The organism is Rhodopirellula baltica SH 1 (assembly GCF_000196115.1).
In the GTDB taxonomy this organism is placed as follows: domain Bacteria; phylum Planctomycetota; class Planctomycetia; order Pirellulales; family Pirellulaceae; genus Rhodopirellula; species Rhodopirellula baltica.
This window is the reverse complement of sequence record NC_005027.1, coordinates 1,326,928-1,340,246: the sequence shown is the minus strand read 5'-3', so window position 1 is coordinate 1,340,246 and position 13,319 is coordinate 1,326,928. Positions and strand designations below refer to the sequence as shown.

Genomic DNA, 13,319 nt, shown 5'->3' with positions numbered 1-13,319 from the left:
GTAGGGCGCGAGCCCTCCGGTACCGCACCGGGCGGCTCGCGCCGCTCCGCTAACACCACCAAACCATCCCCCAACATTCAACTCAACTGATCCCATGAAAGTTTCCATCATTGGTGCCGGCGGCCTCGTCGGATCTTGTGCCGCTTACGCCTTGCAGTGCGGCGGCTTGGCTCGCGAAATCGCGTTGCTGGACGTCAACGTTGAAACGGCCGTGGGTCACGCGTTGGATTTGCAACACGGTTCGCCGAGTGTTGCCGATCAAACGATCGTGGGCGGTGGTTACGAGCACATTCCTGACAGCGACGTCATCTGCATCACCGCGGGGCTGCGTCGCAAACCCGATGAGTCACGTCTGGACCTGATCAACCGCAACACCGACTTGTTCGTGCAAATTCTTCGCGACGTGAAAGCCGCAGGGCCGAAGCAATCCGCGATCGTATTGGTCGTCAGCAACCCGGTCGACATCCTGACTTACGTCGCCGCAGGCATGCTAGGATTGCCAATCAAACAAGTCATCGGTTTGGGAACTCAGCTTGATACGATCCGATTCTGCTCGTTGATTGCAGAGGAACTCAAGGCACCACCAACGCAAACCAAAGCGTTGATCTTGGGCGAGCACGGCGACACGATGGTTCCGATTTGGAGCAGTGCGGCGATCGGTAGCTTGCCATTGGAAAAATTCCCCGGCTGGACCCCAGCCCTCGCCAACCAACTGTTCACCCGGACTCGCGGCAGCGGCGCGGAAGTCATCAAACGCAAAGGCGGAGCGGGCTTTGCCGTCGGCATCGCAATTCGCGATGTGATCGACGCCGTGATCCTTGATCGCAAGTGCTTGCTACCCGTCAGCAGCGTGCAGTCGGGCTGCTACGGCATCCACGATGTAGCACTCAGTGTCCCCACGGTGGTTGGCCGCGCCGGTGTCGTCGATCAACTCGAAATCGACCTGTGGCCCAAAGAAGTCCAAGGCCTCCGAGCCAGCGGCGCCGCCCTCCGCAAAACCCTAAACACCGTTCTGCCAAGAATCAAGTGAAGCTGGTAACCGGATTCGCCAGAATTCGGAAGCCAAGTCGCCCAATTGAATTTGGCCGTTGGCCAAACCGATCGATGTCGGTTCGAGTCCCAGGGGCGATGCCCCTGGCTTCGATGAATCTGGCCGTTGGCCAGTCTGTTCGCATTGGCCAAAGGCCAAACTCTTCGCCCTCATCGCTCCCAAACATATCGTTCGCCAAAATTCGACGATGGCCTTCTCGCCGATGGCTGAGGCACCAAGGTCTCCATGGCCCAATTGATTTTGGCCGTTGGCCAAACGAAACGATGTCGATCCGAGTTCCAGGGGCGATGCCCCTGGCTTCGATGAAACTGGCCGTTGGCCAGTCAACCGCATTGGCCAAAGGCCAAACTCAACATAGCCAGCGGGCGACGCCCCTGGTCTTACAACGCACCACACACACTTTGGCCAACGGCCAAATGCAACCGATCATCACTCCCAAACGTATCGTTCATCAAACGCGATCCCATATCGTTGGAGGAAGTCGCGATATTCGTCTTGGAATGTCGTTGCCCGGTGATGCTCCTGCTGGTTCTCGATGTAGGCAACGACGCTTTCACGATGCGTTGGGGAGACCGAAAAGATCCCGTACCCTCGTTGCCAATAGAACTTGTCCAGGTTGGGACGTAGCGTCTTCACAAACTTGGACGTCTCCCGCTTGGCCTTCTCCACAAAGTCCTTCGCCGGATGGATTCGGCTCATGTCAAACCAATAAGGATTTGACTTCGCGTGGATGCGGCGGTTGAGTCACTTTCTCTTTCAGTTTTCTTCGTTCGCCGCGGTTTAGAACGCGTCGCCTAGCCGAAGCTCAAGTCCTCTGTTCAAGATGCCCGGGGGTGAATGACGAGGCGTTGATTAAGTCTCTCTTGGGAATTGCTTCCCGGCTGCGTTCTCTAACGAAGAGGCGGGTTGGCTCTGAAGCAGGTGACTTCCTGATCGGCCGTTTGCTCTCGGCCAGTTTCGCTGGGGAAGAGTTGCATGGAAGCGGATTGACGCTGATTGCCCGATGAGTTTTGAGCTTGAGATTGCCGTCGCGACATATCGCCCCCATTCGCCCTTCTGAAGACGTTCGAATTCGCTCGGTCGTTTCGCTTCCCTGGTTCATGCGTTAACCACTGTCGTAGTAAGTCAGCCCGTGCTCGGGGCGGATGCCCTGCGACGACAACGAGGTGTAGCTGACCTCGATCACTCGCATCACACCGCCGCACAGGCGACACTTCATCGGCACGGTCAGTGGTTCATCCTGTGGCGCGTAGCCGCTGCCCAGCCAGAACGTCCAGCCAAGCATCAGCCAGACCATCCACTTCACCTCCTCGACCTTCACCTTGCTGTTCCCGCTCATCCAACCGTAGTGGCGGATCTTCATGAAGTTCGTTGGCAGCACGTGCTGCAAGAAGTTGCCCACGAAGTCGTCGCCGGCAACGGTCTTGCTCTGCATCACGTTCCCTTTGCGACGGATTTGGTACGTCACCGTTTCCGAATTGACATCCATGATGCGACTGTCGTTGATCGCGACTCGATGAACGTACGGTGCCAGGTACTTCAGCGTCGGAACGCCGTGCCCAACCGGCTGGATGTCGACAACGAAGTCTTTCGACCAAGCTTCACGATCGATTTGGGCATAAAGACCTGCCGCTCGAAGCTCTTCGGCAAGCTTCGCCTTATAGGTGCGGATCAACGTGCCGTGATGGAACAAGAAGTTCTTCGGTGTGCTCTGCCATGACAGGGCGTGGCCAAGCTCATCCAGTTTCACTCCGCCGCCAGGAACGACATAGTGAACGTGCGGATGATAGACGGCCGGATCGCGACCCCAGGTATGAAGCACGCCGAAGAATCCAAGTTGGCATCCTTTCAGGCTCTTGGTTGCCGATCCCACATCGCGAATGCTCTGACTGCTCGCATCGAACAAGCATCGGTAACCGTCACGTTGGTGAACGCGCAGCACCAAGCCAACCTCCCGGGGCACCGTGAAAGTGACCAAGAAGTGATGAACCGGCATCAGCTTGGCAGCCTGCGTTTCAATCCACGCCTGCGTCCGCTGGTGACCGCAGTTTGGGCAGTGCCGATTGCCACACGAACGTCCGACCCAGTGATCGCTTCCGCAACCGCCGCACTGGTAGTGAACACCACCGAGCGCACCGGTGCGACAACGAGTGATCGCGCCAAGAACTTTGTCTTCGGCGACCGAGATCGAATCGGCGTGTTGCTGCAGGTATGCCGGTGCGAATTGGCGAAGAGCCTCCGCAACCGTGGGCATTTGCGAGAGCGGGTTTACTCGCCGCTGCCAGGTAGACTACCGAACAGCCTTTCGATTTCTTCGCGAGCGTTGGCTTCGGCCGTATCCGTCAGATGCAGATAGACCATCGTGGTCTGCAGCGAAGAATGCCCCAAGTACTTTTGAATCACCTTCAGTCCCACGCCCGCTTCGAGCAAGTGCGTCGCATAGGAATGACGTAGCGTATGGATGCTGACCTTCTTGCCAAAGCGGAGGTTTTTCGTGATCTGCTTCATTGCTCCTTGAACGGCCGTTTCGCTCATCGGGGTCGTCGCTTCGCTGACGCCGTCTTTGGCGAGGTCATGCTTTCGTCCATCTGCCGGAAACAGAAAGCTTGGATGTCGATGACTGGCCCAGTAGTTTCGCAGAAGTCGAACGGTCGTCGTCGGCAGTGGCACGTACCGGTCCTTGGCTCCCTTGCCACGATGGACATGAACCCAGCCTCGCTCGGCGTCGATGTCACTGACCTGCAGATGCAACGCTTCATTGAGTCGGAGTCCCAGCGAATAGACAGTCCAGAAATAGACGAACATTCGCTGCGTGGTCGCTGAGCCGATCAGTTCATGAACCTGCTCGATCGTCAGCACCTCCGGCAACGTGGTGATGTTTTGGAGCTTGAGCATCTTGATAATTTCCCAGTCACGCTTGCAGGTGTGCGTGAAGAAGAACTTGATGCCCGAGAAGGCCACGCGGAGTGATCCATAAGCAAAGTTGCGATCGTTTTTCAGGTGTAAGAAGAACTGTCGCACATGCTGCTCGTTCACCTGGTCGGGACTGCAACCGGCGAAATCAGAGAGCTGCCTGACCGCTCGGATGTAGCCATCGTGAGTTCGTTTGGCCTTGCCGGTCAGGTGCAAGTCTTCGGAGAGTCTCAGGCGAAGACTTTCAGGGAAGTGGGATCCAGGTGCATCTTGCGAACCGTTTGAGCTAAACTTGGACACGTTGTGTTCCTTTTCAGGAGGAGTTGTTGAGCTGTTCCCAGCGAACAGCTCCTCCTGAAAGGATGCTTCCAACAATCCGCAACGCGCCCGTTCCACCACCAAACCGAAACCGCCGCGAAAGCGGCTTACTTGAACAAAACGTGAACATGATCGTCGACGCCACCCACTACAACGAACGGCGAACCCATTTCGCGTAGCACAGAGGCCAGGTACGCATGGACCCGGTCACGTATATCGTCTTTCAGGAACGGGAACCGGTCCTTCGTGCTAAAGATCACGTGAACATAGAGTTGAGACAATGACTGGGGCATTGTGGTCTCCGTTGATCCATTGATTTTGGCCGTTGGCCAAACGGTTCGATATTGGTTCGTCTCCCAGGGGCGATGCCCCTGGCTTCGTTGCAACTGGCCGTCGGCCAGTCAATCGCATTGGCCAAAGGCCAAACTCAACATAGCCAGCGGGCAACGCCCCTGGTATTGCAACGCACCACCCAGACGCTTTGGCCAACGGCCAAATTCATCCGCCCTCATCGCTCCCAAACGTAACATTCACCAAAATTCGTTAATCGCACCCATGCACCGCTCAGGGCATCAACCGGTGAAACACCAAACCGCTCAGCAATTTGGGATAGAAGTAGGTGCTCTTGGCGGGCATGCGTTCGTGATTCAGGCTGATCTTCTCGACGTCCGCTACTGACGCTGGCATCACGAGCGCCGCGAAGGTGTACTGGCCGTCGCCTTCTGACTCCGCGGCTTGCGACTCGCCTTTCAATCCCGCGAGCACATCCCTGACCTCGTGGACATAAGTTGGCTTGGGATGATTGGATTCTCCCAAGGAATCCTCCAGCACCAATTTGTGCAGCAAGCTGACTCCGAGCGATCGCCATGTCTCACTTTGGTCGCCGGCAAGCTCGGACATGCGAGCCATCGCTTTCTCGTTCGCATTGGCCATGACCCATGTCTCGTCTTCCGCGCCATACAACGCCATCAAACCTTGACGATTCGCCAATTGGATCCGTGTCCAAGCGTCGGGTGCCGCGGACATGCCACCGCTCAGCGTTTCACAATCAAATTGGTCGCCAAGTCGTTCGATCAATTCCTCGGATCGCAGAGGACGAGTGCCGCGAATCAACCGGTGCGTCGGCAGCACAACCAGCCCCGGATCATTCATACCGACCAACATGGTCATCACGAAGTTCACCGGATGATCCGGAGCGATCCCACCGGCCTGCTCAGCGACGAAGTCTCGGTAGTCACACGCGGTTTCGTATCGATGGTGTCCGTCCGCCACAAACATTGGCTTGTCCGCTAACAATTGACTAGCCGTCGCGCTAGCACCGGAATCAGTGATCGGCCAAACGGTGTGGACCACGCCCGCGTCGTCAGTCGCTTCGATCGGCGTGACATCGTCCTTGGCAGCTTCCAAGCATTCAATGACGGCGTTGTCATCGTCGGGATACAAACCAAAGATCGGGCTGTTGTTTTGCTCGGTTGCCTTCAACAACTTCAGACGATCCACTTTCGCCTTCGGGTGAGTTTCTTCGTGCGGGTGAATGTTGCCTTTCCCAAAGGGCTCCAATCGAACTCGTCCCATGAACCCGCGCCGGGTCACGGTTCCGACCTCACCATCCTTGCCGTCGGTCTCAAATGTTTGGTGATAGAGATAGAACCCCGGTTCGTCGTCCTGTTTCAGCACACCCTCGCGAATCCATTGTCTGACGAAACCAGATGCTCGTGAGTAGGTCTCGTCAATCTCGTCGCCAGGTTCCTCGCGATTCAGGATCACGCGAATCACGTTGGATGGATGACGTTTGTAAAGGACGTCTAGGTAATCGACATCGATGACGTCATAGGGCGGTGCAACCACTTCGGAAAGCGACCGAATGTGATCCAGGTTGTAACGCAAGGCGGCAAACGGTGTGACCTCTGGCATAACAAGCTCCGATGCAGAACAACGTTTCAAGTCCAAGTCAAGTTGCAAACATCCGCGGCATGAACATCACGCCAACGTGTTTGAAATCACATCAACAGCCCAGCCGTTTCTGGCAATCCAAACATCACGTTCATGTTTTGCACCGCGGCACCACTGGCACCCTTGGTGAGATTGTCGATGGCACAAACGATGACCGCTCGTTTGCCCGATGGACGCACCGAGATTTGAACGTGGTTGGTTCCTGCGACGTACTTCGTTGCGGGCAAGTGATCGACCACGTGAACGCAAGGTTGGTCGGAGTAAGTGTCTCGCAACAGACTCATCATTGCGCGGACGGCATCTTCGACCGAACCCGCCTTGCCAACTGGTTTCACATAAATGGTCGACAGGATGCCGCGATCCATCGGCGTTAAGTGAGGCGTGAACATCACTTCGATCGGAGCACCTGCGATTCGTTCGACGAGGTCCGCGATTTCGGGTGCGTGGCGGTGGGTTCCAACCGCGTACGCTGAGATCGATTCGTTGGTCTCACAGTAGAGCGTTCCCAATTTGGGTGAACGACCGGCGCCCGAGACTCCCGATTTACTGTCGACGATGATGTCGTCGGTTTCGATCAATCCCGCCTTCACCAGCGGAGCCAGCGGCATGATTGCGGACGTGGGATAGCACCCTGGATTGGCCACGATGTCGGCACTACGAATCTCGTCCGCGAAGAATTCGGGCATGCCGTAGACGACGTCACCGATCCGCTCAGGCCATGGGTGTTTGACGCCGTACCAGTGTTGGTACGTTTCGAGACTCGAGAGCCGGAAGTCAGCGCTGAAGTCGATCACTCGCATGCCAGCCTCGGCCAATTGCTTGACGCTTTCTGCGGATGCACCGTGAGGCAAGCAGCACATCGCCACGTCAGCCGATTTTGCGATCACGTCTGCATCGAGTGGTTGCAGTGTCACGTCGCAGCGTCCGGCCAGCATCGGATGAATTTCCGACAGCGGTTTGCCCTCGTCTTGGCGACTGGTCGCAACCACCAGATCCGCACCGGGATGGGTGAGTAGCAAACGGGCGACTTCGAGTGCGGTGTAACCGGTCGATCCAACGAGAGCGACGCGAAGATTGGATGATGACATGATGCAACTAAGAAGACTTCAACTCGGAACGGGTTCACACAGGCGGTGAACAATCTCGCACCGATGTTGTCGCTTTTTCCGCCGCGATCGACAACCATGCGCCAAAACCGAAAAGTCGGTCGGTCGAGCGACAATCAGAACCGGTGTCGAAAACCCGACACCTCTTAGCAATCAGCGGGAATGAACTCATCCCAACCTTTGCTCAGTCGTTTTTGCCGCCCAGTGTCGGGAAGACCAAACGGCCCGCGAATTGGCGTGCGATTTCGAGCACCGATGCCAAATCGTCTTTCTCGAAATAGCCAGCAACGTTCTTGTCGTAGGCCAATGCAATGTCACGTTTGTGACGAGAAGTCGTCACAACGAAGACAGCTAGCCGTTTCAACGATTCGTCCCGGCGGACTTCCGCCAAGAATTCATGGCCGTTGAGTCCAGGCATGTTCAAGTCGAGAAACGCCAAAACGCCGATGTCGTCGTTTTCGTTGACCATACTGCGCAGCTTTTCCAATGCTTCGCCACCGTCGCTGGCGTGCACCAATTCGCAATCGACTTGGTTGCGTTTCACTGCGCGGCGAAACGCCTCAGCGTCAACTGCGTCATCCTCGATCAAAAGGAACGTCGGACGCTTCACGTCGTCTTGGTTCGAACTGTCGACAGGAGACGGTTTCATGTGGGCACGTTTGCAATGGGGTCTTCAGCGAGCTCGCCGTTGGATGGCGACTTCACCGTTTCGATCTGTACCGGCCAAGTGAACCAAAACGTGGTGCCCTCTCCCGGTGACGATTGGATTCCTATTTCTCCACCGTAATGTTCCACATGTTTCTTGGCGATCGCAAGTCCCATGCCGCTTCCTTCGGAAACTTCTGGAGCGACTCGCTGATACATTTGGAACACTTTTTCGTGAAACCGAGGCTCGATCCCGATGCCGTTATCGCTGACTTCCCATCTGTACCAGTTCGCATCCTGGACGCATTTCACTCTAACGCGGCCTTCAGCACCCTTGTCATTGTACTTGATTGCGTTGGTGATCAGATTCAGCAAGACCTGCTTCAGTGGCGTCCGAACCGTGGAACACGTCGGAAGCGATTCCCACGAAATCTGGCAGTCCTCCAAATTATCCGCCATTTCGACGATTCCTGAAACCACTTCACTGCAGTCCACTACTTCGGGGCGTGCATCGACGCGGCCGACTCTCGAATAATTGAGCAGGTCATCAAGCAGGCATTCCATGTTGCGGACGCGGGATTGCATGTGAGCCAAATGCGTCTGCGACGTTTCCGGCAAGATGTCTTCGCAATCCTCTTGAACCCAGCTCGCCAAATGCTGGATCCCTCGCAGCGGAGATTTCAAATCGTGAGAGGCGATGTAGGCAAAATTATCAAGCTCTTTGTTCGATTCCACCAGCGCGTCGGCCTTCTTTGCCAGCTCTTCGCTCAGCGTTTCTGAACGAATCAACAACTGAGTCGTTTCTTGGTTCTTGTCGCTGAAGACTCGCGCCGCATTGACCATTTGTGCGATTTCTTCCGTGCGGCCGATCTCATCGCTGATCGCCATCGTTTCACCAGCGGCCAAACGCTGGAACATCTCCGTCAGACGTCCGATCGGCCCCACGACCGCCATCGATAGACTGGTCGCCAGCAAAATCGCCAACAACACTGCTCCCATCGCCGCTCCCACCGCTAAATACTGAGACCGTCGGAACGAAGCTTCGCGGTTTCGCTGGTTCAACGCCTTTTGCTCTTGGACGTACGACTTCAGCCGAGACGATTGATAGCTAAACTCAGATATCTCGCCGGCCATCACGACATTCGAATAAACCATGTAGCCGCGGGTTGCCTGAAAGGCTCGCGTGCCGACTCTTTGAAACTCGCTCAAACTGGCGAGCAACTCTTCCATGAGCAGCTGAATGTCAACTTGCTGATTTGCAGGATCCTCTTTCAGCTCCACGCAAACAGATCGCGATTTTTCCAAGTGCTGACTGGCGAGATCAAAACTCTCCGACTTTGGATGATTGAAGTATTCGAGCAACGACCGATGAGCCGCAACGTACGCACCGCGAGCACTACCGTGTTGACGTATTTGCGGCTCCTTTTCGACAGGAGACTTCATCCATTCCGCTCGCAATGCGTTGAATGCTTCGCGAACACGTTCCGCCTTCGCAGGCAATTCGATTTGCACCAACTGCGATCGCAGATCTCGTTCCTCGGCGGCCAATTTCAGCTGATCGCTCAGCACGTTCAGGTGGCCTTCCATCTGGTCCAAAGTGTCCTGGATCGCCGGTGTTTCTCCCTTCGCGCGTTCGATCTCGTCGGCCAACTGATCCTGCAAACTGAGTGCGGCTCGGTACTGAGCCGATGCACCGGTCAAAAGATATCGCTCGCTGCGAGACTTGAGTTCCTGAACCTTTCTCTCAATCGATTCAACCGCGACCGACGTGTTCTCAGCTCGTTGGTACTCGGCAAAGCTTTCCAACAAAGCCGACTGGCCGGTAATACCAAACCAAGCAACCAAGACGCACAGCAGCACGAAACATGCGCTGGCGAGGTAAATGCGTTGCCGAAGCGTTCGCCCAATCAATTGAGAAATCATGGTGCTCATCCTGCCAGGAACTCATTCCAGTGTCGAAGGCTGGCTTCGTAAGATTTCATCACCGTGTTCCAAACCGCAACGTTGCTGAATCGCTTGACATAAGAACCGCCGTCACGACGTTGCCCTTGGTTAACAACAACCTGCCCAGTTGTGCCAAGCAAATCTGTCGCGGCAGGTTTGCCTTGATACCAGTAATCCCACTCCGCTTCGCTAAGCTCTTCACGCGAACGTTGCGGGTTGGAGATGTAATAGCCTTGGCGAGCAATGAATGCTCCCGGCCATCCCGACAACCACCAATTCATGTATTCATACGCGGCATCCTTGACCGGACCGGTTGTCTTGGACGACAAGCACATCACACCGTGCCAAGCTCGATAGCCTTCCTTGGGCGAGGCGTAGACGCAATCAATCCCGCGACCTTTCAAATCGAACACGGCTGGTGAAAACATGCTCTCGATGACCGCCTCACCGCGGCTCATCAAATCAACGGATGCCGGAACACTGCTCCAGACACCGCGAAAATGACCTTGCTGTCGATAGCGTTCCAAAATCTTAAACAGCGTTTCCAAGTCGGCTTCGCTGAGATTGCCAATGTCTTCGAACTCAGCCAAACCCTTGGCTTGAACGGCCAGAGCCAGATCAAAGAGACCAATGGTGGGTTCGTTGACAATTGCGACTCGACCGGCCCAACGCTCATCGAGCAACCAAGCCCACGATTCAGTCTCGAACGGAACACCACGTGGAACGATCGACGCGTCGTAACCAAACGAGTCAACGTTGTGCACGTAAGGCAGGAAAGTCACATGGTCGGTCGGTTGGCCGCCCAACGTTCCATCGGGCTGGATGAACAGCAACTTATTCGGTGCATCGCCGGCACCGCGTTTCGCTTTGGGAGTCAAACGACCTTCGCGGGTCAGCGGATTGATTTCATCCCAGTACCGAATCCTTTTTCGATCGATCGGCTGAATCGCGTTCGCCTGCCAGAGCACGCGGATACTGTTGGACCACTGCTCATACAAATCAAACGTCTCGGGACGCGTCGACGCTCGGTGCAGAACCTCCGCACTACCACCCGGCGAGAATTCCAGCCTGATCCCCAGATCAGCCTCCGCGCGAACCCGTAGGTCTTCCTGCAAAGTCACGTGTGTCCCGAGAACACGCACAACCGGTTTTTCTCCGTTGTGAATGGCCGGTGCCGCAAAGACGTCTGAACTGGCAACTGCGGCTGCGGAAGCCAGGCTTGCGCCAATCATTTCGCGGCGATTGAGTCTCATAGCGAACATTGATGAAAGTGGTTGCATTGAACGAGGACAAATCTCCGCTCTCCGCTTGGCCGTGTAGACAGAAATCAAATATACGGCGCAAAAAAAGACGGGCGTCTGAAGCAGATCAAACGCCCGTCATACATGTCAATGTTCAATGCGAATGCCGCTCGATATGAGCAGCTCATGCCTGCGTCTTGGAACCCCCGTCGAGCCCGTGAAGGGGCGACAGGCGTTCACAACGAAGACAATCGATTCCAACCGGGCAACCGGATCCCGAAGCACCCGATTTGCCCTCGTTGAAATTTTATTGGACTATTCGGAGTCCGAAGTCGGGATCAACGGTCCAGCCGAACCCAAACCGCCCTTCAAATCGCCTTCGTCCATCGGAGTCGGCATGCCCGACTCGGCGGCTTCGGCTGCTGCGGCGGTTTTCTCTTGCTCTTCGCTCCAGTCGACTCGTTTGAGCGACAGACCGATTTTGCGTTCGTCGGTATCGACGCGAAGCACTTTGACTTCGATCGGATCGCCAACCTTAACCACTTCTTCAGGGTCCTCGACTTTGTGCTCAGCCAATTCGCTGATGTGCAGCAAACCTTCCAAGCCGTCCTCGAGTCCGATGAAGACACCGAAGTTGGTGATCTTGGTGACTTCACCCTTGACCAATTGGCCGGGCTGATACTTGTCTGGAATGTCGCCATCCCACGGGTCGTTGTCGAGTTGCTTCAGACCCAAAGCGATTCGGCGACGTTGTTCGTCGACGCTGAGGATACGGCATTCGATCTCTTGGCCCTTCTCCAGCACTTCGCTCGGGTGAGCGATCTTGCGGGTCCAGGACATGTCGCTGACGTGCAACAGACCGTCGATGCCTTCTTCCAACTCGATGAATGCACCGTAGTTGGTGAGGTTGCGAACCTTGCCCTTGACGTCTTTGCCTTCGGGGTAACGTTCGAGGACTTCGTCCCATGGGTTCTTCAGCGTTTGCTTCATACCCAGCGACAGTTGCTGACCTTCTGGATCGACACCCAAGATCATGACATCGATCTTGTCGCCGATGTTGACCAATTCGCTTGGATGATTGACCCGTTTGGTCCAGCTCATTTCGCTGATGTGAACCAGGCCTTCGATGCCTGGTTCCAACTTCACGAACGCACCGTAGCTCATCACGTTGACGACTTCGCCAGGATGAACCGATTCGACCGGGTACTTGGTCTCGATGTTTTCCCAAGGGTTGCGATCTTTTTGCTTCAGCCCCAAAGCAATTTTTTGCTTTTCGCGGTCGATGTGCAGAACCTTGACTTCGATCTCTTGGTCGATCGACAGCATTTCGGTTGGGTGACCGATGCGTTCCCATGCCATGTCGGTGATGTGCAACAAACCGTCGATGCCGCCGAGGTCGACGAACGCACCGAAGTCGGCGATGTTCTTGACGATACCCTTGCGGATTTGGCCGACTTCCAGCTCTTGCATCAAGTAAGCGCGATCTTCTTCACGCTGACGCTCGATCAAGCTGCGGCGGCTGATGACGATGTTGCGACGAGTGTCGTCGATCTTGAGCACTTCTGCTTGGACAACACGACCGATGAAGTCGCCGATGTCGCCGGGACGACGGATGTCGACTTGCGAACCAGGCAGGAAGACGTTGACGCCGATGTCGACGAGCAAGCCACCTTTGATTTTGCGAATGACGGTACCGGTGACCACTTGGCCCTCGGCAACCGTTTCCATCATCGCTTCCCATTCGATGATCTTCTCGGCTTTTCGCTTGGACAGCGAAATCATGCCATAAGGATCGTCGGCAGCACCGAGCTCATCCTCCATCTCTTCGATCAGAACTTTGACCGTGTCGCCGATCTTCGGCTGGTCCTCCTCGGGACCCCACTCATCCAGTCCGACCGTGCCTTCACTTTTGAAGCCGACGTCGACGAGAGCCCACTCGTCGTTCAGTTCAACAATTCGTCCGTCGACGATTTTGCCGGAGTTGTAATCTTGCTGCTCAGCAGCAATCGCGTCGAGAAGCCATTCTTCGGCCTCGTCCTCCGGGGCAAGCAGCGCCAAATCGCCGAGGATATCGTCGTCTTCGAGGGAGCGGATGAGGTTGCGGTTAACCATAAAAACGTTACCGATGGTGAAATCGTATCGATCGGG

9 protein-coding genes and 2 pseudogenes are annotated in these 13,319 nt (G+C 55.7%); 1 reads left to right on the top strand and 10 read right to left on the bottom strand.

Translation table 11 applies throughout. The annotated features are described in order from the left end of the window. The first annotated feature begins 94 nt into the window (after positions 1-94). Positions 95-1,030 carry a lactate/malate dehydrogenase family protein gene (locus RB_RS05070; protein WP_011118931.1) on the top strand — a complete coding sequence of 312 codons (936 nt, stop codon included), beginning with the start codon at positions 95-97 and terminating at the stop codon, positions 1,028-1,030. A 450-nt stretch (positions 1,031-1,480) separates the two neighbouring features. On the opposite strand, the pseudogene RB_RS05065 reads toward RB_RS05070, so the two are convergent. The 10 genes and pseudogenes from RB_RS05065 to RB_RS05020 all read right to left on the bottom strand — a co-directional run. After that, positions 1,481-1,756: pseudogene (locus RB_RS05065) on the bottom strand (transposase); the annotation flags it as partial. Positions 1,757-2,156: 400 nt separating this feature from the next. Next, on the bottom strand, positions 2,157-3,305 hold the full coding sequence (locus RB_RS05060; protein WP_011118929.1) for an IS91 family transposase: 1,149 nt from the start codon (positions 3,303-3,305) through the stop codon (positions 2,157-2,159). 14 nt (positions 3,306-3,319) lie between these two features. Next, positions 3,320-4,360 (bottom strand): tyrosine-type recombinase/integrase, encoded by a 1,041-nt coding sequence (locus RB_RS05055; RefSeq protein ID WP_164921548.1) that lies wholly within the window; start codon positions 4,358-4,360, stop codon positions 3,320-3,322. A 35-nt stretch (positions 4,361-4,395) separates the two neighbouring features. Then, positions 4,396-4,575 (bottom strand): annotated as a pseudogene (locus RB_RS05050) (transposase); the annotation flags it as partial. Positions 4,576-4,846: 271 nt separating this feature from the next. Further along, positions 4,847-6,196 (bottom strand): DUF1015 domain-containing protein, encoded by a 1,350-nt coding sequence (locus RB_RS05045; RefSeq protein WP_164921547.1) that lies wholly within the window; start codon positions 6,194-6,196, stop codon positions 4,847-4,849. Between the two features lie 86 nt (positions 6,197-6,282). Next, positions 6,283-7,323, bottom strand: a complete 1,041-nt coding sequence (gene argC / locus RB_RS05040; RefSeq protein WP_011118924.1) for an N-acetyl-gamma-glutamyl-phosphate reductase — start codon at positions 7,321-7,323, stop codon at positions 6,283-6,285. A gap of 202 nt (positions 7,324-7,525) precedes the next feature. Further along, entirely contained in the window at positions 7,526-7,990 is a 465-nt protein-coding gene (locus RB_RS05035) for a response regulator (protein WP_011118922.1), read from the bottom strand. Further along, a complete protein-coding gene (locus RB_RS05030; RefSeq protein ID WP_011118921.1) occupies positions 7,987-9,918 on the bottom strand; it encodes a sensor histidine kinase in 1,932 nt (643 codons plus the stop codon). Before RB_RS05030 ends, RB_RS05035 begins: the two co-directional genes overlap by 4 nt. Beyond that, positions 9,915-11,183 (bottom strand): ABC transporter substrate-binding protein, encoded by a 1,269-nt coding sequence (locus tag RB_RS05025; protein WP_164921546.1) that lies wholly within the window; start codon positions 11,181-11,183, stop codon positions 9,915-9,917. The genes RB_RS05030 and RB_RS05025 overlap by 4 nt, the downstream gene beginning before the upstream one ends. 303 nt (positions 11,184-11,486) lie before the next feature. Beyond that, entirely contained in the window at positions 11,487-13,283 is a 1,797-nt protein-coding gene (locus RB_RS05020) for a 30S ribosomal protein S1 (RefSeq protein ID WP_007324371.1), read from the bottom strand. Positions 13,284-13,319 lie beyond the last annotated feature (36 nt).